Raw genomic sequence first — 22489 nt, 5'->3', positions numbered from 1 at the left:
TTACTTGACTGCCCCGGCGGAAATGCCGGCGATGAAGTGACGCTGCAATGCCACGAAGACCACGAGGATGGGTGCGGTGAGCAGCACCGCCCCGGCCATGATGCCGCCCCATGACACTTTGGTGAGCCCGATGAGGGTGCCAAGCGCCACGGGTGCGGTCATCATTCCTGGGCGGGAATTGATGAGAAGGGGCCAGAGGTAATTGTTCCAAGAGGCCAGGAAGAGAATGATCGACAGCGCCGCCATGGTGGGTCGCGCCAATGGCAGGGCGATGCGCAGGAAGATCTGCCATTCCTTGACGCCCTCCACCCGTGCCGCATCGAAAAGCTCGGTCGGCATCATCGAGAAGGATTGCCGCATGAACAGCACGCCGAGCGAATTGAAGAGCGGCGGCACGATCAGCGCCACCCATGTGTTGGCGAGCTTGAATTCCCGCGCCACCATGATGAATTGCGGAATGACGACAACCGCAAACGGCAAAGTGATGGTGCCGAGAATGATGGCGATCACCACCCCGCGTCCGGCAAAACGGTAACGCGCCAGCGCCCAGCCGGCCATCGACGTCAGAAACACCGAAAGAACCGTGTAGATGACGGCGACGGTGATCGAGATGAACATGGCCCTGAGGAAATTCGTATCCGCCTGCAGGTTGTTGAAATTCTCGACGAAATTGGTGGACGGCACCAGAACAATGTCCGGGCTGAAAATCCCGTAATCCGGCATGGTCGAGAACACGAACATCATCCACAGCGGAAACAGCCAGATGATGGCAAGCGGCGTCAGCGCCGCATGCAGTGCGATCTTCTGCCAGAAAAGCGATCTCGATTTCGATCTCATTTCGGCTCCCTCCCGACCCAGAGATTAAGCAGCGAAATGGCGATGGCGAGCGCCGCCATGGTGTAGGCGATGGCAGAGGCGTAACCGAAATTGAGCGAGGTGAAGCCCTGCCGGTAAAGGAACAGCCCCAGCGTCTCCGTGCCGCCGCCCGGCCCGCCCCTGTTGGTGATGAGGAAGGGTTCGGCAAACAGCTGCATGGTGCCGATGACCGACAGAACGACGCAAAAGAGGATGATGGGCTTGAGCATCGGCAGGGTGATGTAAAAGAACTGCTGACGCTTGCTCACCTTGTCCAGCGTCGCCGCCTCATAAACGTCACCCGGAATGGATTGCAGACCGGCGAGGATGATGATGGCGTTATACCCCGCCCAGCGCCATGTCACGGCGATGATGACAAGCGCCATGGCCGCATTGGCATTGTCGAACCACGAGATGGGCGAAAGGCCGACGGAGGTGATGAGCTTGTTGATGATGCCGAAATCGGCGCTGAACATCAGCCGGAACACCGCCGCATAGGCGACCTCGCCAACGACGACAGGCGCAAAAAAGGCAAAACGATAAAGCGGCCGCGCCTTCAGGAGCGGCGAATTCAACAGCACCGCCATGACGGTGGCGAGCGCGATCATCACGGGCACCTGAATGACCAGAATGATCAGCGTATTATAAAGCGCATTATAAAAGGCCGGATCGGAAACCAGCCGCCCCCAGTTCATCGAGGGCGCGAACCGCCACGGGTTGATGCGCGTGTTCTGGAACGACAGCATGAACGAGCTGATGATCGGCCAAACCCAGAAGGTGGCGAAAATCAGGAGATAGGGCGCGAGGAACGCATAAGCGATCCTGTTCCTGGACGGCATGACGACCTCCATATGCCGGATGATGGCCGGATAAATGGAAAAGCTTGGAGGCCTGCCCCAGTTTGAGGGCGAGACCATTGCAAGGCGGTGCGGCCTATTTCTTCTCCCCAAGGGGGAGAAGGTGGCCCGAAGGGTCGGATGAGGGGGGCTGGCTCACCGAATATCGCTACCCTCGCCCCCTCATCCCGCTGCGGCGGACTTTTCCCCCTCGGGGAGAAGAAACCCGTGGCAACGCTCGGTCCCTAAACCGCTGGCTTATTCCGCAACCGGCAAACCCGTCGCCGTTTCGATCTGCTTTGCTGCATCGTCGAGTGCTGCTTTCGCATCGGGATATCCGCCCGCGAAATATTTGGTCTGCGTCGCCTTGTAGATCGCATCCGCATCCGACTGGAACGCCGTGCCGCGGCTCGGAACGATCTTCGGCAGGGTGGCGAGAATATCGGTCCACACCGCCTGCCCGCCCCAATAGGGCTGCTTTTCCTTGACGAAAGGATCGTCGATGGCTGAGAGCAGTGAGGGAACGAGGCCGAAGGATTTCAGCATCGTCACCTGCCCTTCATTGGTGGTGAGTGCGTAATCGATATATTTCCACGCGGCTTCCTTATGCTGAGACGTCGAACTGATCGCCAGCGACGAACCACCGAGATTGGCCGCATGCGGACCATCCGCCGTCAGGCTCGGCATCGGATAAACGCCCCACTTGCCGGAAAGATCGGGAGAGCCGGAACGAACCGTGCCTTCATACCAGGCGCCATACATCTGGCTGGCGGCCTTGCCGGCCGTATTGGCCTGGATTTTCTCATCCCAGATCGCGGCCGTGATGATGCCCGCATCCTTCATCTCCTTAACCTTTTCAAGGGTCGCGACACAGGCGGGCTTGTTGATGGTGATGTTCTGGCCATCGGTCGAAAAGTAACCGCATCCCTGCTCATTGGCGATCATGCGAAACCATTCGCTGTCACCGTTGAAATCGGCCTGCGCCATGACGGTGCCGGGATTGGCAGCCATGACCTTCTTGCCGGCGGCAATGAAATCATCCCAGCTCTTGATTGTGGCCGGATCGACGCCGGCCTTCTCATAGAAGTCGCGGCGGTAGAACACCGCCACCGGACCCGAATCCCACGGAACAGCATAGGCGGTGCCATCGACTTCCAGCTCGGTGCGCTTGAAATCGGGAAAAAGCGCCTGTTTTTCAGGCGTATAGCCAAGCTCGGTCAGATTGGCGAAACAATCGGGAAACCGGCTCCAGAACAGCTCCGCCTCGAAATTCTCGACGGTGACGATGTCAGGCAGCCCGTCGCCACCGGCCGCACATGCCGCTAGCGTCTTGTCGAAAACCTGATTGTTTCCAAGGTCTTCAACAACGATCTTGATGTCAGGATTCTGCTTGTTGAAACCTTCGACCGTGGATTTCAGCGCGGAAGCCGCGACATTCCAGCTCCAGATGGTGACGGTCTCGGTTTGCGCGAAAGCCGGGGCCGCAAGAAGCAGCATAGCCGTAGACGCGCCAAGAAATTTAAAGCACATTGAAAACCTCCCTTTTTCAATTGCCGTTCTTCAGCGAACATGGGCACATTAGCGGCGGCGAAAAATCTGTCTCGTAAAAAGGGAACATCGATTTGGCGGAAAGTAAGATTGCTGAAAGAGCCTTTTACCAGCCGGGTGCGAGCAGCATCGAAGGCATGCCGACAACGCTTCAGCTATTCCACAACCACCCGCCCATCATGCTTCGCCCCCACTGGCACGCGCAGGTGGAGGTGAATTACGTGATGTCGGGATCGGTACATTACCGCATGGGCGACCACGAACTGACGCTTGAGGCCGGCCAGATGTGCATTTTCTGGGGTGGCCAGCCGCATCAGATGGACCGCTCCTCCGACGATTCCTTTTATGCCGGCGCGCATCTACCGCTCGTGCATTTCTTTCGCATGCGCCTGCCGGCCGCTATCTCCAGCCAGCTGATGGGTGGCGCGACGATGGTGAGCGCTGAGACCGACAGGGCCGATGCGGAAAATTTCGGCCGCTGGTTCCGTTACGTCACCTCGGGCGATCCGGCAAAGGCGCAGCACGCGGTGGAGGAATTGCTGCTGCGGGTAGAGCGGATGTTTCTCGAACCTTATTCCGTCATATCGTCTGCCGCCAATGGCAAACGCAGGGAGGATGACGAGGGCATGGCGCCCTCCATCGGCGTTGTCCGCATGTGCGACTTCATCGCCGCCAATTTCCTCGATGACATCGATGCAACGGAAATTGCCCGCGCCGCCTCGCTGCATCCGAAATATGCGATGAACCTGTTCCGCAAATCCACCGGCATGACGCTGATCAAATATCTGACCCTGCTCCGGCTTTCCCGCGCGCAGGCAATGCTGATGACCGGCAAGGACAATATCCTGCAGATTGCCATGGAAAGCGGCTTCGGCTCCGTCAGCGCCTTCAACAAGGCGTTCCGCCAGATATCAGGCATGTCACCTTCCGATTTCCGCCGCGACATGCGGGCGGCTGCGGCTTAATCTTCGCTATCGGCGAAAGCAGCACTACGCTGCCTCGCCGCATGACGGTAAGCTCGCGGCGAACTGCCCAGCATCCGCCGGAACATGGTGGTGAAGGCCGGTATGTTTTCATAGCCCGCATCCAGCGCCACATTCGTCACCGCTTCGCCGGCCGCCAGTCTTGGCAGGGAGGCGAAGATACAGGCCTGCTGCCGCCAGGTGACGAAGCTCACCCCCAGCTCCTTGCGGAACAGCCGTGTAAACGAGCGCCGACTGATGCCCATGGCGGCTGCCCAGTCGTCGATCTCCACCCGCGCCACAGGCCTGTTCAGGAAATCGCGGCACAATCCGGCAAGGCGCTGATTGCCGGGAAATGGCAATCCCAGCGGGCGTTCCGGCAGACGGTTGATTTCGTCCAGCAACAGCGCCCGCACCAGACCGCGCCGATGGAAAGCGACCGGTTGATGCTCTTCGCTCAGCAATTCCGCAATCAGGCTGGAGGCAAGTGCGGTGATTTCCACCACCCTTGGCACCTCCGCCTGAAACAGGTCGGGATGAACATAGATCGAATGCATTTCCACCGTCGAGATAGTCTCCGATTCGTGTTCCAGCCCGGCGGGAATAATAAGCCCGTGTCCGGGCGGTATCATCCAGCGGCCATCTGCGGTGCTGACCAGGACGACGCCCTGATGCGCGTACCAGATCTGCGTCCGGCGATGGCTGTGGACCGGCCCCAGATGTCCCTTGGAATAGGTGCGGCAAAGCGCCAGCACCGGTTCGTTGGTGCCGTCGATCAGGTTTAGCATATAGTTGTGGTCTTCGGCCGAGAAGGAGCCGTAGATCAACGACTTGATTTTTGTCATTTGGCCCACTCACAAAGAAACTCGTCCAGAACACAGATGCAGGCCAGAAACAATATGAATAAAAGCGGGAAGAAAGAAAGACATGTTTCCCGCTGATCGAGCGGGAATCTGAAGAGGATTTACCATGGCCACCGTCACCAGCGCCGGCTTCAACCCGCAACGCACGGCGTTTTCAATCATCGCAGCCGCCAGCTTCTGCCACATGCTGAACGACATCATGCAATCGCTGCTGACGTCGCTTTATCCATTGCTGAAGGCGAATTACGCGCTCGATTTCATGCAGATCGGCCTGCTGACCTTTGCCTTTCAGGTCACCGCCTCGCTGTTGCAGCCGGTCGTCGGCATGGTGACGGACCGCTGGCCCATGCCGTTCTCCCTGCCCGTCGCCATGCTGTCCACCTGCGCGGGCCTCATCACGCTGGCCTTCGCCCATAGTTTCGAGGTTCTGGTGATCGGCGCCTGCCTCATCGGCATCGGTTCGGCGATCTTCCATCCGGAAGCCTCCCGCGTTGCACGCCTGGCATCCGGCGGTCGTCATGGTCTGGCGCAATCCTTCTTCCAGGTCGGCGGCAATACCGGCACGGCCATCGGCCCGTTGCTCGCCGCCTTCATCGTCATTCCGCTCGGCCAGACGAGCCTCAGCTGGTTCTCGCTGATCGCGCTCGTCGGCTTCGGCGTGCTTTCCTGGGTCGGCGTCTGGTACACCCGTCATCGGCGCGCAACGGTCGGCAAGGCGCCGGCCAGCCGCACACTTCCCCTTGCCCGTGGCACGGTCATGATGACGCTTGCCGTGCTGGTGGTCCTGACCGCCACCAAGAATGCCTATCTCGCCAGCCTGTCGAGCTACTTCACCTTCTACACGATCGAGAAGTTCGGGCTTGGCGTGCAGGATGCGCAGGTTCTGCTGTTCCTCTTCCTCGGTGCCTCGGCGCTGGGCGTATTCTTCGGCGGCCCGATCGGTGACCGTTTCGGTTCGCGCGTCGTCATCTGGTTCTCGATCCTCGGCGTCATCCCCTTCGCGCTGATGCTGCCCTATGCGAACCTGTTCTGGACGGCCGTTCTGGTCGTCGTCATCGGCTTCGTCTTCTCCTCCGCCTTCTCGGCCATCGTCGTGTTCGCGCAGGAACTGGTGCCGGGACGCGTTGGCCTCATCGCCGGCATGTTCTTCGGTTTCGCCTTCGGTTTCGGCGGCATCGGGGCTGCGGTTCTGGGTGTCTATGCCGATAAGGAAGGCATCGAATTCGTTTACCGCATCTGCTCCTACATGCCGCTGCTTGGCCTGTTGACGGTGCTTTTGCCAAAACTGCCGAGCCACCGGTAAGAGCTTCGCGTTCAACGCTTTTCAACACGGCGGTCACCTGTGATACTCAGGTGACCGCCGTAATTCGTTGAGCAAAGCTACCCATGCAAATCCCGATAAAATCGATCCTTGTTTTCCACGCCGCAGCAAGGGCGGGCAGTATTTCGCGGGCGGCGGAAGAATTGAGCGTCACGCCCTCGGCCGTTTCCCAGCAGATCCAGCTGCTGGAAGGCCAGCTCGGCACGACGCTGATGGCGCGGACCGGCCGCAAGGTGACGCTGACGGAAGCGGGCGAGCGATACTTCTCGATGATCACCGCCCAGATCGAGCAGATATCAGACGCCACCGACAGCATTCGCGGCTTCCGTTCTGTCACCACATTGACGATCAGGGCGACGCCGACCGTTTCCAACAAATGGCTGCTGCCCCGTCTCGGCTCGTTTCTGGAGGAGCACCCGGAACTGGAAGTGCGCCTCGACGGCACCAACGAACCGACCGATTTTTCGCAGGAACTCGTCGATATAGAGCTGCGCCATGGCGATGGCCGCTGGCCAGGCCTCTTCGTGGAAGGGCTGGTGGAGGAGGAATTCCTGCCGGTCTGTTCGCCAAATTATAACGGTGCCGGTAAATTTCTGCCCGAGGAATTGCAGAACCAGCGGCTGATCCATTCGGTCAAGGCGCAGGCGCAATGGAACCACTGGTTCCCGCTGGCCGGTGTCACGGCTGAGAAGCGCTGGCGGCGGGTCCTGTTCGACCGCAGCCACATGGCCATCGATGCCGCCGTTCTCGGCATCGGCGTGGCGCTGGAAAGCACCTTGATGATGGAGCGGGAGCTGCAGGACAAAATGCTGGTGCCGGCCGTGACGGACGCGCCGCGCATCAAGCTCGTCACGCAATGGATCGTTTGTCCGCATTCCCATTTGCGGCAGAGAAAGGTCATGCTGTTTCTGGAGTGGATGCGAAAACAACGCGACGAGTGGCAAACCCGTCGCGTTGTCTGATGTTTCAGGCTTCCTGTTTCCGGCTCAATAAAGCCCCATCAATCGTATCGGCCCAAGCGTCAGCACCGGGAACAGCACCAGCGCGAAGATGGCAAGCGTCAACACCGTCATCGGTGCAAGCGAACCGCGAATGACATCCTCGATCTTCATATTCGCCACCTGTGCCGCAGCAAACAGGCAGACGCCGACCGGCGGCGTCACCAGCCCGAGCGTCAGCGTCATGACAGTCACGATCAGGAAATGGATCGGATCGATGCCCAGTGCCTCCACCGGCGGCATCAGCACGGGGATGAGGATGAACATGGCCGGGATCGCTTCCATGAAGATGCCGATGATCAGCAGGAACACGAAGATGACAAGCATGCCCGTCATGGGGCCGAGGTTCATGGCCTTCAAAAGCTCGGCGACCTGTTCGGGCAGGCCATCGAAGGTGAAGACCCAGGCGGCAAGCTGCGAGGTGGCGGCGATGAACAGGATGGTGCCGGAAATGCGTGCCGTGGAGATCAATATTTCCGGCAGTTCCCGCACCGGCAGGGTGCGATAGACGATGACGCCGAGCACCGCCACATAGACCACCGCGATGGCTGCTGCTTCCGTTGGCGTAAAGAGGCCGCTGGCGATGCCGATGATCAGGATCAGCGGCGTCAGCATCGGCAGGATGGCGCGCAAACCGGTGACGACGACCAGACGGAAATTAAACGGGGTCGGCGGATTGTAGCCGTAATGCACCGAATAGAAGTGGTTGAAGACCAGAAAGGCCAGCGCGATGAAGAGGCCGGGCACCAGACCGGCGATCAGCAGCGTGCCGATCGAGACATTGGCGATGGAGCCGGCAATCACAATGAGGATCGACGGCGGAATGATCGAGGAGAGCGTCGAGGTACAGAGCGTCATGCCGACGGCATAGCCCTTCGGAAATCCGTGCCGCTCCATCGCCTTGATCTCGATGGCGCCGACCGAGGCGATATCGGCGACGGACGAGCCGGAGACGCCGGAAAAGATCACCGAGGAGATGACGTTGACGTGGCCAAGCCCGCCGGGAAGCCAGCCGACCATGGCCTCCGCGAAATCGAAGATGCGCTCCGCCACCCGCCCCCGCTCCATGACCGTCCCGACCAGAATGAAAAGCGGCACGGCGACGAGAAGGAAGGAGTTCATCGACGAGAACATCGTCTGCGACAGCAGGTCCATGGGCATGGAGGTGAAGAGCCAGAGCGTGCCGACACTGGCGAGCGCGAGCGCAATGGCAAGCGGCACGCCGAGCATGCTGAGACCGAAAAAGGCGATGAGAAGAAAAACCGACATGGCTCAGTGTCCTGCTGAAATGGAGATATCGGCGTGGGCGATCTCGTCCGCGGGAAGGCCAAGCTCGGGAAGCGCGATCAGATCCCGCCGGCTGCGCAGCGATTCGATGATGGCAAGCACGGCGATGATGGCGGAAACGGGCAAAACCATGCCGATGGCCCACATCGGGATCGGCAGGGTGGCGGCGGTCTCGTTCATCATGATCTGCTGGCGCACTAGGGTGAAGCCCGTCCAGCCCATCATGCCGAAGAAGAACACCGATGAACCGACATAGATCGGCACCGCCAGCCGCCGGAAGAAGCGGTGGAACAGCACCAGAAACACCACGACACGGGCGCTTTCCACGGTGCGGAAACCGGCGGCAAGGCCGAGGAAGACCATCCAGATGAAGAGAAAGCGCGTCGCCTCCTCGGTCCAGGGAAGCGGGCTGCCGATGAGGCGGCCGATCACCTGAAGAAGAACGACGATAAGAATGCCGGCACAGGCTGCCCCTGCGGCTATATCGGCGATGAGTTTTACGATGGTGCCGAGCACCGAAGGTTTCGTATCGCGCATGACAATACCCTTCCACTGCTGAAACCGGATATCCGGTGAAACGAATGCCACCCTGCCTTACCGGCAAAGCAACGCCTGCTGACGTTTGGGGACGGCCGGGCTTGCCAAAAGATGCAGGCCCGGCGTCCAAGTGCGGGAAACGTCAGTTCGTCTTCAGGAAAGCCTGCGTCTTGTCGAAGAACGCCTGATCTTTCACCAGCGCCGAGAACTTCGCCGAGAGACCGGCCGCGACCTCTACGAAGGCCTTGCGTTCGTCATCGGTCAGCGTGTTGACCTCCATGCCATTCTTCTTCAGCGTTTCGAGCGACTTGTCGATATCGGCAGCGTCGTTCTGCGCTTTCCAAAGCTCGGTTTCAGTCGCTGCTTCCTTCAGCGCCGTCTTGAAGCCCTCGTCGAGGCCTTCGAAACGCGCCGGGTTCATGCCCAGCACCCAGGCGTCAGCAATGTGGTTGCTGATCGTCAGATATTTCTGCACCTCGTAGAGCTTGGCGCTGACAGGCACGTTGACCGGATTTTCCTGTCCATCGACAACTTTCAGCTGGAGCGCATTGTAAACTTCAGCAAAAGCCATCGGCGTCGGGGCAGCACCCATGGCGCCGAAGAATTCCACCCAGAGCGGATTATTCGGCACGCGCAGCTTCATGCCCTTCAAATCGGCCGGCGATTTGATCGGCGCCTTGGAATTGGTGATCTGGCGCAGCGGCCGCGACCAGAGATCGAGCCCGAGAATGCCGATCTTGCTCAGATCGGTGGAAAGCTCCTTGCCGAGATCGCTGTCGAGATAGACGCGCAGCTGGTCGATATCGCGGAACTGGTAGGGAATGGCGATGGCGGTGAACTTCGGATTGAACGTCGCATAAAGCGAAGTCGAGTTCAGAAGCATGTCCAGCGAACCGCCAGCCAGCTGCTTGACACCCGCTGAAGGGTCGCCGCCATAAAGCGTGCCGTTCGGAAATACCTTGATCTTGAGCTTGCCGTCGGTCTTTTTCGACACCAGTTCCGCGAATTTGTTGGCGGAGAGCGTGATTTCCGACGTATCGGAATCGGGCGTCGAAAGCGTCAGCGTTTCGGCCTGCGCGATGGATGCGACCAGCATGGTGGCGGCGAGAGCCAGCCCGTAAAGTTTCGAAATTTTCATGTGTTCCTCCCTTGTTATCTCTAGACAGTTTCGAGCGTTCCTCCGAACGCATTCATGCGCTTAATCTCAAGGATCACACCGCTGTGATCAAGCTCACCCGCGCCATGCTCGACCATGGAGCGGAACAGCCGGTCAACCTCCTCGCCGACCGGTAATTTCAGGCCACGACTTTCGGCGAAAGCCAGCGCCGTGGACGTATCCTTCACTTGATATTTCGCCGGGCCGCCGGGGCGAAAATCGCCCTCTACCATGCGTTTTCCGTGCTGACGGATGACGGTGGAATCGGCAAAACCGCCGAGTAAAGCCTGCCGCACCTGCGCCGGGTCGGCCCCACCCGCTTCTACGAGGGTAAGCGCCTCGGCGACGGCACAGATTGTCGAGGCGACGATCAGCTGGTTGGCGAGCTTGGCGAGAGAGCCGCAGCCCACCGGACCGACATGGGTGACGCGGCCGAGGCAATTCGGAAGTGGCCGCAGCGCATCCACATCCCGCTGTTCGCCGCCGGCCATGATGGCGAGCGTTCCCTCAATCGCGCCCTTCTCACCGCCGGAGACCGGCGCATCGACATATCTCACACCGTGAGCCCTGGCGGCCTGCGCCTGTTCCCGCGCGCTATCGACGGGAATGGAACTCATCACCAGCAGCAGTGCGCCGGGCTTCATCGCTGAAACGACGCCCGAGGCCCCGAGCAGCACCTCGTCGCAGACAGGCCCCGAACTCAGCATGCAGATGACGACATCCGCTTCCGCCGCCGCCTCAGCGGCTGTCGCCCCCATCCGCACGCCTTTTTCCGCCAGAATAGCGGCTTTTTCAGCACTGCGGTTCCAGGCACGGACGGCAAAACCGGCCTCAGCCAGACGGGCCGCTATGGGCGCGCCCATGATACCCGTGCCGATGACGGCGATGTCGCGGATGTCGTGCATTTTCTCCATCCTCAAAGCCACTGCCGGTTCAGAAAACGCACCGGCAGTTCTTCCTCGATGAGGGCGGGAAACGCCTCGCGGAAACGGTCGAGATGCGGTGTTTTCAGATGGTCGTCGAAAGCCTGCCTGTTATCATAGACTTCGTAGAACACCACATTGTTTCCCGTTTCCGGCCGCACCACATCGAATTGCCGGCAACCCGGTTCGTCCTCAACCGAATGCTTGGCGTCATCGCGCGCTGCATCGAGAAACGCATCCATCGCATCGGGCTTAACCCGAAATTCCGCGATCACCACAAAAGCACCATTCGACATGTCCGCTTCTCCGCCCATCACGCAGCGGCGTCTTTTTGCGGACGGAAGCTATTTTCCATGTCCTGGCGAAGTTTCACCACATCAAGATCGCTCACCAGCTCCACATCATCGAAGCTGACGATCTGGTCTTTCTTGATGGGGCGCTTCAGCTTGACATTATGGGCAAGGCCGATCGGCAGCGCCTTGATATCGAGGCTGCGGGTGGCCGGAATGGCGTTGGCCCAGACCGCGTAACCGCCCTCACCGTCAAGCATCTCGCCGGGCTGCATGTCCTTCTTCGCCGTTGCGACGGCATCGCCGCGGAACTCCTTGGAGCAACCGGTTGCCTCATTGCGCAGCACGGCCGAGAGCACGCTGATCGAGGTTTCGAGACCGATGATGTGGAACGGACGCCACATGGAAGCATACCAGCCCGACGGATCGGTCAGGAGGCCATATTGCTTGAAGCAGGCGCGGGCATATTCATTATGCGCCTTGAAGGTGACGAACACGCCGTAGCGAATGTTGTTGAACACCTCGCGCCCATCCGGTTCCTGGCTCGCGGCAATGTCCACGAGACCGGACCGCGACATGCGGCCGCCATCGGCAGCAGGGCGGAAGACGCGGGCGAGATCGTGCAGGCCGGCGGGCGGGAAGGCCAGACCGTCATCCGGGCAATCCAGTCCCGTGCCGTTGGCGACGGCCGCCATTTCGATGGCCGCTTTGGTGCCATCGGTGAAGGAATTGTACATTTTCGGATTGAAGTCGCCCTTGGCCACTTCCTCATCGGTCCAGCCGAAATAGCTCCAGACGGTATCCGGCGTCGAATAACGGTAACGCGGCTCGAAATTCATGCCCTTGCCGGCGGAAACTACCTCGAAACCGGTGGCGCGCGCCCAGTCGACCAGCTCGCAGATCAGCGCCGGCTGGTCGCCGTAAGCCATGGAATAGATCAGGCCCTTGGCCCGCGCCTTTTCGGCGAGGATCGGCCCGACCATGACATCGGCTTCGACATTGACCATGACGACATGTTTGTTGTGCTCGATGGCGCCGAGCGCATGGCGAGCGCCGGCCAGCGGGTGGCCGGTCGCTTCGATGACGCATTCGATCTCGCCGCAGGCGAAAAGCTCGTTCACATCATCGGTCACATAGGTCTTGCCGCTCTTCAGCGCATCGGCGCAGCTCGTCGCGTCATAACGCTCCCTAGGCCAGCCGACGCGATCAAACGATTCCCGCGCCTTGCCGACATTGAGGTCTGCGACAGCAACCATGTGGAAACCGGCGATGCGCTGCGCCTGCGCCAGCACCATGGAGCCGAATTTGCCGGCGCCGATGAGACCGACCCGCACAGGCTTACCGCCGGCTGCGCGCTGAGACAGAAGAGAATAGAGATTCATATTTTGACATCCTTCGCTGGGGAAATTGCTGGCGAGAATGTCCAGTCCGTCCAGCGAAGGCCATGCGCTGCCGAGGCTGCGAAGGCTTAATCTTCGCGGCACCGACGACATGACGTTTCTGCGTTCCTCCCGGATCCCGGCACACACTTGCACCGGCTCTCGCGGTCGCCTCCCAAAGCAACCTTGGGAACAGAGTAGGAGCGTTCAAATATTAGTTCTATTTAGAAAATCAGATTTTTTGTTTAGATAATCTAACAAATCATCAGGCCGATTTGCGCAGCATCAGATCGGCGCTGAGAAGAATGCGTTCCCGCATCCGCGTCGTGTCATCGTCCTCCCCGTTCATCTTCTGCAGCAGAAGCTCGATCGACAGTCTGCCGATCTCGTTATAATTCTGCGCCACCGTGGTAATCGGCGGGCAGGCATAACGCGACAGCGGATGGTCGTCATGGCCAGCCACCCGGAGGTCATAGCCGGCGCCATGGCCAACCTTGAGCCCTTTTTGGAAGGCTGCCGCGATAACGCCGAAGGCTATGCGATCATTGGCGCACAGAATGGTGCGGGTTGGCAAAAGCTCCACTTTCTCGAATAACCGACTGGCCTCGTCGAACGCAAACCGTTCAAAATCCCACCGTGCAGGCTTTGCGACATCAAGCAGCGTTGGTTCGAAGCCCAAACGCTGCATCGCCGCCACATAAGCCATACGGCGCGTCACGGAGTTCGTATTGACCTGTGGCATATCAAAATAGCTGGGCGGCTCACCCGAGCGACAGAGATAATCAACGATCAGGTCAACGCTCTGGCGATTGTCGGTGCCGACAAAGGCCGACCGCTCATCGAGCGGCGAATCGACATAAACGATGGGGATGGTGGCGGCGAGCTGTTCGAGCGTCGAACAGTGGGAAGTGACACCCAGCGGCGCGATGATGGCGCCGGCCACATTCATCGACTTGAATGTGCGGATGGCGCGGTCTTCGATTTCCGGCTTACCGTCCGAAGACAGCACGAAGGCAAGAAAACCGGCCTCGTTGGCAATGGATTCGATGCGGTTCGTCAGAGCCATGTAGAACGGATCGGCATAGTTGGGAATGACGATGCCGATAATGTTGCTGCGGCGGCGATTAAGATTGACCGCGAAAATATTCGGCCGGAATCCCGATTTCTTGAGCGCTTCCTCTATGGCATCGCGTGTTTTCTTGCGAACCGACGACGGGTCATTGAAGTATTTCGAGACCGTGGGGCGGGAAAGTCCGACGAATTCCGAAAACTCTTCCATCGTCCTGATAGTTTTGACCAAATGCTTGCCCCCATGAAGATTACATGCGGCACTTTATATCGACCAACCTTCAATGGAAAAGCCGGTCGACGGCGGTTATCAACCGCCAAACGATCATCTGGTCACAGATTGTACTTTCACTGCCGCTGGATTGGATGGGTGTCAGGCCTCGCCGATCCTGACCCCATTCCTGTCGAACACATGCAGCCGCTCCTGCGGGAAACCGACTCGCAGGGATTTGCCCGGCTGCAACAGCGCCCGGTCCGATGAAAACAGCTTGAAGGGCAATCCATGCACGGTGAGATGCAGGATGATGCCGAGGCCGGTCGGCTCGACCAGATCCACCGTCGCCTCGACGCTGCCTTCGTCTGGTGAGGCGGTAACATGTTCCGGCCGGATGCCGAGCGTCACCGCCTCGCCATCTGCGAGGTCTATATCGCGGCCGAGTGCGAGGCGCGTGCCATCACCCAGCACCACGAGACTGCCGCCATTTTCTCTGATGATCCGTCCTTCGAGGAAATTCATGCCCGGCGAGCCGATGAAACCGGCGACGAAAAGATTGGCGGGGCGGTCGTAAAGATCGAGCGGCGCGCCGATCTGTTGCACATGGCCGGCATTCATCGCGACGATGCGCGAGGCAAGCGTCATGGCCTCGATCTGGTCATGGGTAACGTAAACCGAGGTCGCGCCGAGATCGGCATGCATGCGCTTGATTTCGGCACGCATCTGCTCACGCAGCCGAGCATCGAGGTTGGAGAGTGGCTCATCGAACAGAAAGGCCTTGGGCTGGCGCACGATGGCCCGGCCCATGGCGACGCGCTGGCGCTGGCCGCCTGACAGCGCCTTCGGGCGGCGGGCGAGATAGGGGTCGAGACCGAGCTTGGCGGAAGCACCTGAAACCGCCGCCGCGATGGTTTCCTTGGGGCTGCGGCGCAGGCGCAGGCTGTAGCTCATATTGTCGGCGACACTCATATGCGGATAAAGCGCATAGGACTGGAACACCATGGCGATGTCGCGATCCTTCGGCTTGCGGTCGTTGACGCGTTCGCCGTCGATGGACAGGTCGCCGGACGTTATCTCTTCAAGCCCGGCGATCATGCGCAGCAGCGTCGATTTTCCGCAGCCGGAGGGGCCGACGAGGACGATGAACTCGCCATCCCTGATATCAAGATCGACGCCGTGCAGCACGGCGAGGTCGCCATAGGTCTTGCCGACATTCTTCAGCTCGATGGAAGCCATGGGATTATCCTTTCACCGCGCCGGCCGTCAGGCCCTGCACGAGATAACGTTGAATGAGCAGGAAGAAGAGGCAGGCCGGAATGAGCGCAAGAACGCCCGCCGCCATCATCTGCCCGAAATCGACGGAAAATTTGGAAACGAAGGTCAATAGCCCGACCGGGAAGGTGGCGCTCTGGTTGCCGGAAATCAGCATCAGCGCAAACAGAAGCTCGCTCCACGCAGCGGTGAAGACGAAGCCGAGTGTGGCGGCGATGCCCGGCAAAGTCAGCGGCAGGATGATCTGGCGAAACGCCGTAAACCGGCTCGCCCCGTCAATCATCGCCGCCTCTTCCAGATCCTTCGGAATGCCGTCGAAGAAGGACTGCATCAGGAAGGTGGCGAAAGGCACGTTGAAGGCGGTGTAGACGATGACGAGGCCCGTCAGGCTGTTGGTGAGGCCGAGGGGCGACAGCATCTTGAAGATCGGCGCGACCAGCATGACCAGCGGAAACATTTGAGTGATCAGCATTAGCGCCACGATCCAGTATTTGCCCTTGAAACGGAAGCGTGACAGCGCGTAACCCGAGAGCGAAGAAAGTATCGTCACGGCAATTGCCGTGGAGCCCGCGACGATGACGCTGTTCTTAAAAAACGTCGGGAAAGCACTGTTTTCAATGACGAAACGATAATGATCCCAGGTCGCCCGCGACGGCCACATCCGGACACCTTCGCTATAAAGCAGATCATTCGGCGTCACGGAAACCTTGAGCAGCCAGAACAGTGGAAACAGCGCAAAGGCAATATAGGCGAGGATCGCCAGACGATGGGCAAGGGTGAGAAATATCCTTGATGTCATCGGTCAGTCCTTCTCGATCAGGCGCTGGCGCAGCAGCACGATCAGCATGGAATAGGCAAGCAGCAGCACCAGAAGCACCAGCGCAATGGCCGAGGCATAACCGAAATCCAGACGCCGGAAGGCCTGCGTGAAGATGTAGCTGGCGACGATCTGCGTGCGGTCCGCCGGTCCGCCATTGGTCATGACGATGATGAGATCGGCGAAATTGGCGATCCAGACGGTGCGCAGCAGGATGGTGATGGCGATGGTGGGCGCCAGAAACGGCAGGGTGATGGAGGTGAAACGCTGCAGCGGGTTTGCCCCGTCGATTTCCGCCGCCTCATAAAGATCGCGCGGGATGGCCTGAAGTGCGGCAAGCAAAGTGATGGCGAAAAAGGGAATGCCCCACCAGACATTGGCGATGATCGGCCCCCACATGGCAAGCTGCGGATCGGCGAGGATATTGTTGGGCGCGGAGAGAAGTCCGAGGGAAACCATCCAGTGCGGCAGCGGCCCGATGACCGGGTTGAACAACCATGCCCAGTTGAGGCCGGCGAGAAAGGTCGGCACCGCCCATGGCAGGAACACCAGCGCCTGCGCCAGCCCCCTGCCCGCAAAGGGTTTATCGAGCAGCAGCGCCAGAATGAGGCCGAAGAAAAATTGCAGGAAGACCGAAGCGCCCGTCCACCACAGCGTATTTTTCAGCGCCCGATAAAAGGCCGCATCCTGCGACAGTGCCTCCAGATGTTTCAGGCCGACGAAACCGCCGGAAAACGGATTGAGCAGCTGCACATCGCGAAAGGCATAGGAGAGGCCGAGCACCAGCGGCACCAGCATGACGGCGACGATGAGCACCAGCACCGGAGCGCTGTAGAGCCAGGGTTCGGCCCAATCGGCAAACCGTCGCATTGCCGGCTTGCCAGCGCGGTTGCGCGCGGCCACGGGTCCGGCGCCATGGGCATAGGACATGATTGATCGCTCCTGATCGGACGGCGGGGCAGACAGGTTTCTTTGAAGGCCTCTGGCCAGCCGGTCCGCACGTTTTCAAATCGGCCTGCCTTTTTTGGCAGCCCGGAAGAACGGCCGCGCGGATTACCCCCGCGCAGCCGGCCCCAAGTCGTTTATTTCGAGGCGAGGAACTTCTGCTGCGCCTTCGTCATGTAATCCGCCCATTGCTTGGCCAGATCTTCCGGCGAGATATCGCCGAGCAGCGCTTCCTGCGATGTCTTGATGACAAGCGAATCCTTGAAGAATGCGAATTCTTCAAGATAGGTCGGCATTTTCGTCGGCACGGCGTTCTTGTCCGCCAACTCGTCGAACCAACCCTTGAACTGCTCGCTGGCATAGAAGGGGTCCTTCTCCGCCGATTTGTGCACCGGCAGTGCGCCTGTCTTCTTGTTCCACTCGATATTGCCTTCCGGCCCTTCGAGCGTCTCGACCAGCTTCCACGACAGGTCCTTGTTGGCGGAGGCCGACATGATCGACCAGCCGGCAAAACCGATGGTCGGGAAAGTCTTGCCGTCAGGCCCCTTCGGCATGGTCATGACACCGAAATCTTCCGGCTTCATGCGCTGGGCAATGGCGATCAGCGCATCCGGGTCCTGATCGAGGAAGGCGCAGGTGCCGGAATAAAAGCCGGCGACGATCTCGTTGAAGCCCCAGTTGACGCTGTCCTTCGGCGCCAGACCGTTCTTGTAGAGATCGATCACATAGGTCAGGCCCTTCACCCAGCCGGGGCTGTCAAAGGTGGAGGTGCCATCCTTGGTGAAGAACTCGTTCGAGCCTGCCATCGACGCACCGAACATGACCCAGCCGTTCAGGCCACCCGGGCCGCCGCGCAGGCAATAGCCGTATTTGCCGGGAATGGCCGCGACCTTCTTGGAGGCATCGGCAAACTCCTCGAGCGTCTTCGGCGGCTCCTTCACGCCGGCCTGTTCCAGCAGCTTTTTGTTGTAGAACATGGCGCGCAGGTAAAAGCCGTAGGGCAACATATAGGCCGTGTTCTTCACGTCGCGGCCGAGTTCGAGCGTGCGCTCGCTCAAGCCCGCCGTGTGCTCCCACTTGGCGAGATAGGGCTCGAGGCTTTCGAGCATACCGTTATTGGCATAAAGCGAAAGCCAGGTGTCGGGCATTTCCATCACGTCAGGCACATCGCCGGCCGAGACCATGGTGGCGAATTTCTGGAAGGCTTCGCTCCACGGCAGGGAGATGATTTCCACCTTGGTGCCGGGATTGGCGGCCTCGAACTTCGAGACGATGCCCTTCAGCGTTTCCGTCCGCTCCGGGCTGGTGATGACCTCGACCAGTTTCAAGGTCATGTCCGCCAGCGCCGTTCCGGTCATCAGGGCGGTGAAGATTGCTGCTGTTACCAGTTTTTTCATGTCGTTCTCCCCTTTTTTGTGGTCAGTTTAAAAACACGTCAGGCGGCAGACGCCGCCTTGATCGCGGGTTCGAGATCGTTCCAGAGCGCCTCCGTGCCCTCCAGTCCGACATGCAGGCGCACCGAACGCGCACTGATGCCGAACGTATGGGCGGAGTTTGGCTGCGCCTTCTGTTCAAGCACCACTTCTCCGGGAACGATGAGGCTTTCATGCCCGCCCCAGGAAACGCCGAGTTTGAAAAGCTTGAGGCGGTCTGCAAAAGCGCGCACATCCACCCCTTCCCTAAAGATGAAGGAAAACAGGCCCGAGGTGCCGTGAAGGCCGGGCGGCAGGCGGTTCGCCAGCCCCGGATGGCAGACCTTCTCCACCACATCCAGCGCCTGCAGGCGGGTTGCGATCTCAAGCGCCGATGCCTGATGCGCCTTCATGCGCAGCGGCAGGGTGCGAAGCCCGCGAATGAGCAGCCAGGCATCGAAGGGCGACATCTTGCCGCCGAGATAGGGATAGGTTTCCGCCCGGATGCGGTCGATCATCGCCTTGGAACCGGCCACCACGCCGGAGACCACATCGCTGTGACCGCCCAGATATTTCGAGGCCGAATGCACGACGAGATCGACGCCAAGCGAGATCGGCTGCTGGAAAACGGGGCTTGCCCAGGAATTGTCGATGACGGTGACCGCGCCATGACGCTTGCCAATGGCGGCCAGCGCGCCGACATCATGGGCTTCCATCACCCAGCTCGTCGGGCTTTCCATGTAGAACAGCTTTGCGCCCGGCATCGCCTTTTCAACCGCCGCCTCATCACGACCATCGACATAGACCACCTCGACATTCATCCGCTGCATGAAGGTGCCGAACAGGCGGAAGGCATCGGGATAGACATGGCGCACCGCGACAATGCGGTCGCCCGGCGAAACGAAGGAGAGCACGGTGGAGGAAATGGCCGACATGCCGCTGGCGAACCCCAGCGCATCTTCCGCACCTTCGAGCTTGGCCAACATTTCTTCGAACATGCGCACCGTCGGGTTCAGCCCCCGCGTATAAACCGGCCGCACCTTTTCGCCGCGATAGGTGGAGACCATTTCATCGTAGCTGGAAAAGGTGAAAAGCGAGGTCTGCACGAGGGGCGGCACCACCGCCTCGAAGGCGTGGGCTTCATCATGGGCGACGATCAGGGAGGCGGGATCGAAGAGATCGTTGCCTTGGTTCATTTCGACATGTCCTTGATATCATCCTCGACGACGGCGAGGATTTTCAGTGTTTCTTCACGCGCGGTCTCGGCATCACCGGCGGCGATGGCGTTGAACAGCGTGCGGTGAAAGGGAAAGGAGCGGCCGGCGAAATCCGGGCGGTCGAACGGCTTCGACCAGAAGCGTTCGAAGCCTTCGCGCATCTGCTCCAGAAGCTGCTTGAACAGCGTATTATGGGTGGCGTCGTAGATCGACAGATGGAAGGCAAGGTCGGCCTTGCCGGAGGTTCCCTCGGCCAGATGCACCCGCTCCATCTCATCAAGCCGCGCTTCCATCGTGGCGATATCGTCTGCCGTGCGGCGGCGCGCAGCCGCCATGGAGGCTTCCACCTCGATGCCGCGCCGCACTTCCAGCGTCATCAGCAGCGCATCGCGCAGGCTTTCGGCATCGATGGAAATCGGCATATGCACGGTCGCGGCGGAAATCGGCTTCAGCAGATAATTGCCGCTGCCCTTGCGGCTGTCGATGACGCCCAGCGCCTGAAATTTGCGGATGACCTCGCGAATGGTCGAGCGGCCGACGCCCAGCGCCGCCATCAGCTCCCGCTCGGCCGGCAGCCGCTCCCCGGCCTTCAGCCCTGCCCTTTCGACATAGTCGGAAAGCGCCGCCTCGACCTGACGCACACGGTCGCTCGGCGGAATGGGCTGCATCAGTTCCCGGCTGGACCTGTCCAAGACTTACCCTCTAAATTGGTCTGACATCTTACCATTTCAAAGGGCAAATCGATTGTCAACCGCTAAGGAAGGGGGAAGTGTCACTCTCCCAACATGCGCCTGCGAAACGACCTAAAAACACCTGAAACGATTCAAAGGGCCGCGCGTGACTAAGTCGGGTTGAAGGTGCGGTAAAATGAAGAGCTTAAGGCGCCGAGCGCCCGTGACTGAGCCGCCGGTTAAGTCGCCATCGCATGGGCGATACCACGCGCCAATGCATCGGCATGCTCATTGCCGGCCAAGCCGGAATGCCCTTTGCACCATTCCACGGCCACATGGGGATGCCGCTCGAGCAGCTTGTCGAGCTGCTGCCAGATTTCCCTATCGGGGATCGGTCTTCGGCGGGTGCGCTGGTTGGGCGTGATCCGCTTCCAGCCGTTGTTGCGCCAGATCGCCCTATAACGGCGGCAACCCTCAATCACATGGACGGCGTCCGTCCAGAGCGTGACTTCACGCGTGGGCGCTTCGGCGGCGACCCAGGACATGGCGTTGAGGACGGCGAGGACCTCGAAACTATTGTTCGATGTGCCAACCGCCTTGCCCGAAGCGTGATGGACCTGGTGGCCTTCTTCATGAACGACGAATGCCCATCCTCCGGATCTGGAGGCTTCGTCGAAGGAGCCGTCGGTGAAGATGTGAAGCGCATCGGACATGAAAATGTGTGTAGCACCGAAATGGAAATCGCTAAAGGAAACAGGTCATTGTGAAGGGTATCTTTCGTTCCGATGCCACCTCGCGTTCCTCGGCAAGCGGCAGGGGTGTCACGACAAAAGCAAAGAGGGCGGCGCAAGCCACCCTCCCCTTGGATCAAGGCAAAACCGCCCGTTTTACTGACCGAGAACAGCGGCCGTAATCGTCTGCATATTGTGGTTGACCATATCGATATAGGTCGCAGCCGGGCCGTCGGCGGTGGAAAGCGCATCGGAATAGAACGTGCCACCGACCTTAAGACCGGTTTCGCTGGCGATCTGATCGATCAGCCGCTTGTCGGTGATGTTTTCGACGAAAATGGCCGAAGCCTTGTCGTGCTTCACCTGATCCACCAGCTTGGCGACATCTGCCGCCGAGGCTTCGGATTCCGTCGAGATACCCTCGGGCGCGAGGAAGTTGAGCCCATAGGCGTGCTCGAAATAACCGAAGGCGTCATGCGAGGTGATGATGACGCGCTTCTCCGGCGGAATGGCGGCGATCTCCGTCTTCACCTTCTCGTTCAGGGCAGCGAGCTTGCCGATGTAGGCCTCGGAATTGGCGGTGTAGGTGGCGCAACCGGCCTTGTCGACCTCGCAAAATGCACCGGCGATGTTCTTCACGTAGATTTCGGCGTTGTTGATCGACTGCCAGGCGTGCGGATCGTATTCGCCGTGATGATGTCCCTCGTGATCGTGATCATGGGCTTCGGCCGTCTCGTGTTTGTGGCCGGCTTCTTCGGCCTTATGGTCATGGCCTTCTTCTTCAGCTTCCGGATGGGCGTGACCGGCCGGCTCGTCGGAAAGCTTGAGCGGCTCCACACCCTTGGTCAGTTCAACGACGGGGGCCTTGGTGCCGCTGGTGTCGATCAACCGCTTCAGGAAGCCTTCGAATTCCAGGCCATTCACCAGCACGACATCCGCCTTGCTGACGGCGACGGCGTCGGCCGGGCGCGGTTCATAGACATGCGCGTCGCCATCCGGCCCGACGAGCGTCGTGATCTCGACGCGGTCGCCGCCGACATTTTTGGCGAAATCGGCGATGATCGAGAAGCTGGCCACGACCTTGAGTTCGGCAGCCGAAGCCTGCGCCATCAGGACCGGCGAGAGGGTAAGAAGGCTTGCGCAGGTGGCAAGACGGAAGGTTTTGAACATGAGAGGTTCTCCTTTTT

Annotated in this window: 22 protein-coding genes; 3 read left to right on the top strand and 19 right to left on the bottom strand. The window is 59.9% G+C overall.

What is annotated here, in order from left to right:
• The 3 genes from CFBP5499_RS24400 to CFBP5499_RS24390 form a co-directional block, all read right to left on the bottom strand.
• Entirely contained in the window at positions 1 to 837 is an 837-nt protein-coding gene (locus CFBP5499_RS24400) for a carbohydrate ABC transporter permease (RefSeq protein WP_046800394.1), read from the bottom strand.
• A complete protein-coding gene (locus CFBP5499_RS24395; RefSeq protein WP_080830093.1) occupies positions 834 to 1694 on the bottom strand; it encodes a carbohydrate ABC transporter permease in 861 nt (286 codons plus the stop codon). The genes CFBP5499_RS24400 and CFBP5499_RS24395 overlap by 4 nt, the downstream gene beginning before the upstream one ends.
• Positions 1695 to 1949: 255 nt before the next feature.
• Positions 1950 to 3221 (bottom strand): ABC transporter substrate-binding protein, encoded by a 1272-nt coding sequence (locus tag CFBP5499_RS24390; RefSeq protein ID WP_080827747.1) that lies wholly within the window; start codon positions 3219 to 3221, stop codon positions 1950 to 1952.
• An 86-nt stretch (positions 3222 to 3307) separates the two neighbouring features.
• Here CFBP5499_RS24390 and CFBP5499_RS24385 point away from each other — a divergent pair, with 86 nt between their 5' ends.
• Positions 3308 to 4204: a helix-turn-helix domain-containing protein gene (locus CFBP5499_RS24385; RefSeq protein WP_173990249.1), complete on the top strand. Its 897-nt coding sequence runs from the start codon at positions 3308 to 3310 to the stop codon at positions 4202 to 4204.
• Here the strand turns inward: CFBP5499_RS24385 and CFBP5499_RS24380 are convergent.
• A complete protein-coding gene (locus tag CFBP5499_RS24380) occupies positions 4201 to 5046 on the bottom strand; it encodes an AraC family transcriptional regulator (RefSeq protein WP_080827749.1) in 846 nt (281 codons plus the stop codon). The genes CFBP5499_RS24385 and CFBP5499_RS24380 overlap by 4 nt on opposite strands.
• Positions 5047 to 5170: 124 nt before the next feature.
• Here CFBP5499_RS24380 and CFBP5499_RS24375 point away from each other — a divergent pair, with 124 nt between their 5' ends.
• Together CFBP5499_RS24375 and CFBP5499_RS24370 are read left to right on the top strand one after the other, a co-directional pair.
• Positions 5171 to 6367 (top strand): MFS transporter, encoded by a 1197-nt coding sequence (locus CFBP5499_RS24375; RefSeq protein WP_080827750.1) that lies wholly within the window; start codon positions 5171 to 5173, stop codon positions 6365 to 6367.
• 83 nt (positions 6368 to 6450) lie between these two features.
• Entirely contained in the window at positions 6451 to 7347 is an 897-nt protein-coding gene (locus CFBP5499_RS24370) for a LysR substrate-binding domain-containing protein (protein WP_080827751.1), read from the top strand.
• 24 nt (positions 7348 to 7371) lie between these two features.
• On the opposite strand, the gene CFBP5499_RS24365 is transcribed toward CFBP5499_RS24370, so the two are convergent.
• The 15 genes from CFBP5499_RS24365 to aztC all read right to left on the bottom strand — a co-directional run bounded on the left by CFBP5499_RS24365 (position 7372) and on the right by aztC (position 22472).
• Positions 7372 to 8652, bottom strand: coding sequence for a TRAP transporter large permease (locus CFBP5499_RS24365; protein WP_080827752.1), 1281 nt, complete (start codon positions 8650 to 8652; stop codon positions 7372 to 7374).
• 3 nt (positions 8653 to 8655) lie between these two features.
• Positions 8656 to 9207, bottom strand: a complete 552-nt coding sequence (locus CFBP5499_RS24360; protein ID WP_080827753.1) for a TRAP transporter small permease — start codon at positions 9205 to 9207, stop codon at positions 8656 to 8658.
• Between the two features lie 142 nt (positions 9208 to 9349).
• On the bottom strand, positions 9350 to 10345 hold the full coding sequence (locus tag CFBP5499_RS24355) for a DctP family TRAP transporter solute-binding subunit (protein WP_080827754.1): 996 nt from the start codon (positions 10343 to 10345) through the stop codon (positions 9350 to 9352).
• 20 nt (positions 10346 to 10365) lie between these two features.
• On the bottom strand, positions 10366 to 11268 hold the full coding sequence (locus CFBP5499_RS24350) for an NAD(P)-dependent oxidoreductase (protein ID WP_080830094.1): 903 nt from the start codon (positions 11266 to 11268) through the stop codon (positions 10366 to 10368).
• Between the two features lie 11 nt (positions 11269 to 11279).
• A complete protein-coding gene (locus tag CFBP5499_RS24345) occupies positions 11280 to 11582 on the bottom strand; it encodes a putative quinol monooxygenase (RefSeq protein WP_035215458.1) in 303 nt (100 codons plus the stop codon).
• A gap of 17 nt (positions 11583 to 11599) precedes the next feature.
• Entirely contained in the window at positions 11600 to 12958 is a 1359-nt protein-coding gene (locus CFBP5499_RS24340; RefSeq protein WP_173990179.1) for an NAD(P)H-dependent oxidoreductase, read from the bottom strand.
• Positions 12959 to 13220: 262 nt separating this feature from the next.
• On the bottom strand, positions 13221 to 14234 hold the full coding sequence (locus CFBP5499_RS24335; RefSeq protein ID WP_080827756.1) for a LacI family DNA-binding transcriptional regulator: 1014 nt from the start codon (positions 14232 to 14234) through the stop codon (positions 13221 to 13223).
• A gap of 162 nt (positions 14235 to 14396) precedes the next feature.
• On the bottom strand, positions 14397 to 15473 hold the full coding sequence (locus CFBP5499_RS24330) for an ABC transporter ATP-binding protein (RefSeq protein ID WP_080827757.1): 1077 nt from the start codon (positions 15471 to 15473) through the stop codon (positions 14397 to 14399).
• 4 nt (positions 15474 to 15477) lie between these two features.
• Entirely contained in the window at positions 15478 to 16308 is an 831-nt protein-coding gene (locus CFBP5499_RS24325; protein ID WP_035228147.1) for a carbohydrate ABC transporter permease, read from the bottom strand.
• A gap of 3 nt (positions 16309 to 16311) precedes the next feature.
• Entirely contained in the window at positions 16312 to 17256 is a 945-nt protein-coding gene (locus tag CFBP5499_RS24320; RefSeq protein ID WP_130932524.1) for a carbohydrate ABC transporter permease, read from the bottom strand.
• Between the two features lie 152 nt (positions 17257 to 17408).
• Complete coding sequence (locus tag CFBP5499_RS24315; protein ID WP_080827758.1) at positions 17409 to 18668, bottom strand: ABC transporter substrate-binding protein; 1260 nt, start codon at positions 18666 to 18668, stop codon at positions 17409 to 17411.
• Positions 18669 to 18706: 38 nt separating this feature from the next.
• On the bottom strand, positions 18707 to 19879 hold the full coding sequence (locus CFBP5499_RS24310; RefSeq protein ID WP_080827759.1) for a PLP-dependent transferase: 1173 nt from the start codon (positions 19877 to 19879) through the stop codon (positions 18707 to 18709).
• Complete coding sequence (locus CFBP5499_RS24305; protein ID WP_175416909.1) at positions 19876 to 20568, bottom strand: FadR/GntR family transcriptional regulator; 693 nt, start codon at positions 20566 to 20568, stop codon at positions 19876 to 19878. The genes CFBP5499_RS24310 and CFBP5499_RS24305 overlap by 4 nt, the downstream gene beginning before the upstream one ends.
• A gap of 242 nt (positions 20569 to 20810) precedes the next feature.
• Positions 20811 to 21284 carry a ribonuclease H family protein gene (locus tag CFBP5499_RS24300; RefSeq protein WP_080827761.1) on the bottom strand — a complete coding sequence of 158 codons (474 nt, stop codon included), beginning with the start codon at positions 21282 to 21284 and terminating at the stop codon, positions 20811 to 20813.
• Positions 21285 to 21458: 174 nt separating this feature from the next.
• Complete coding sequence (gene aztC / locus CFBP5499_RS24295) at positions 21459 to 22472, bottom strand: zinc ABC transporter substrate-binding protein AztC (RefSeq protein WP_080827762.1); 1014 nt, start codon at positions 22470 to 22472, stop codon at positions 21459 to 21461.
• Positions 22473 to 22489 lie beyond the last annotated feature (17 nt).

This window comes from Agrobacterium tumefaciens, from assembly GCF_005221325.1.
Classification (GTDB): Bacteria; Pseudomonadota; Alphaproteobacteria; order Rhizobiales; family Rhizobiaceae; genus Agrobacterium.
The sequence above is the reverse complement of the archived record's forward strand: the minus strand, read 5'-3'. Positions and strand labels throughout refer to the sequence as shown.

Bases quoted from the DNA above. Each gene is read 5' to 3' on its own strand.
- CFBP5499_RS24400 (WP_046800394.1), bottom strand. From the start codon at position 837: ATGAGATCGAAATCGAGATCGCTTTTCTGGCAGAAGATCGCACTGCAT.
- CFBP5499_RS24395 (WP_080830093.1), bottom strand. From the start codon at position 1,694: ATGCCGTCCAGGAACAGGATCGCTTATGCGTTCCTCGCGCCCTATCTC.
- CFBP5499_RS24390 (WP_080827747.1), bottom strand. From the start codon at position 3,221: ATGTGCTTTAAATTTCTTGGCGCGTCTACGGCTATGCTGCTTCTTGCG.
- CFBP5499_RS24380 (WP_080827749.1), bottom strand. From the start codon at position 5,046: ATGACAAAAATCAAGTCGTTGATCTACGGCTCCTTCTCGGCCGAAGAC.
- CFBP5499_RS24375 (WP_080827750.1), top strand. From the start codon at position 5,171: ATGGCCACCGTCACCAGCGCCGGCTTCAACCCGCAACGCACGGCGTTT.
- CFBP5499_RS24370 (WP_080827751.1), top strand. From the start codon at position 6,451: ATGCAAATCCCGATAAAATCGATCCTTGTTTTCCACGCCGCAGCAAGG.
- CFBP5499_RS24365 (WP_080827752.1), bottom strand. From the start codon at position 8,652: ATGTCGGTTTTTCTTCTCATCGCCTTTTTCGGTCTCAGCATGCTCGGC.
- CFBP5499_RS24360 (WP_080827753.1), bottom strand. From the start codon at position 9,207: ATGCGCGATACGAAACCTTCGGTGCTCGGCACCATCGTAAAACTCATC.
- CFBP5499_RS24355 (WP_080827754.1), bottom strand. From the start codon at position 10,345: ATGAAAATTTCGAAACTTTACGGGCTGGCTCTCGCCGCCACCATGCTG.
- CFBP5499_RS24350 (WP_080830094.1), bottom strand. From the start codon at position 11,268: ATGCACGACATCCGCGACATCGCCGTCATCGGCACGGGTATCATGGGC.
- CFBP5499_RS24345 (WP_035215458.1), bottom strand. From the start codon at position 11,582: ATGTCGAATGGTGCTTTTGTGGTGATCGCGGAATTTCGGGTTAAGCCC.
- CFBP5499_RS24340 (WP_173990179.1), bottom strand. From the start codon at position 12,958: ATGAATCTCTATTCTCTTCTGTCTCAGCGCGCAGCCGGCGGTAAGCCT.
- CFBP5499_RS24335 (WP_080827756.1), bottom strand. From the start codon at position 14,234: ATGGAAGAGTTTTCGGAATTCGTCGGACTTTCCCGCCCCACGGTCTCG.
- CFBP5499_RS24330 (WP_080827757.1), bottom strand. From the start codon at position 15,473: ATGGCTTCCATCGAGCTGAAGAATGTCGGCAAGACCTATGGCGACCTC.
- CFBP5499_RS24325 (WP_035228147.1), bottom strand. From the start codon at position 16,308: ATGACATCAAGGATATTTCTCACCCTTGCCCATCGTCTGGCGATCCTC.
- CFBP5499_RS24320 (WP_130932524.1), bottom strand. From the start codon at position 17,256: ATGTCCTATGCCCATGGCGCCGGACCCGTGGCCGCGCGCAACCGCGCT.
- CFBP5499_RS24315 (WP_080827758.1), bottom strand. From the start codon at position 18,668: ATGAAAAAACTGGTAACAGCAGCAATCTTCACCGCCCTGATGACCGGA.
- CFBP5499_RS24310 (WP_080827759.1), bottom strand. From the start codon at position 19,879: ATGAACCAAGGCAACGATCTCTTCGATCCCGCCTCCCTGATCGTCGCC.
- CFBP5499_RS24305 (WP_175416909.1), bottom strand. From the start codon at position 20,568: ATGCAGCCCATTCCGCCGAGCGACCGTGTGCGTCAGGTCGAGGCGGCG.
- CFBP5499_RS24300 (WP_080827761.1), bottom strand. From the start codon at position 21,284: ATGTCCGATGCGCTTCACATCTTCACCGACGGCTCCTTCGACGAAGCC.
- aztC (WP_080827762.1), bottom strand. From the start codon at position 22,472: ATGTTCAAAACCTTCCGTCTTGCCACCTGCGCAAGCCTTCTTACCCTC.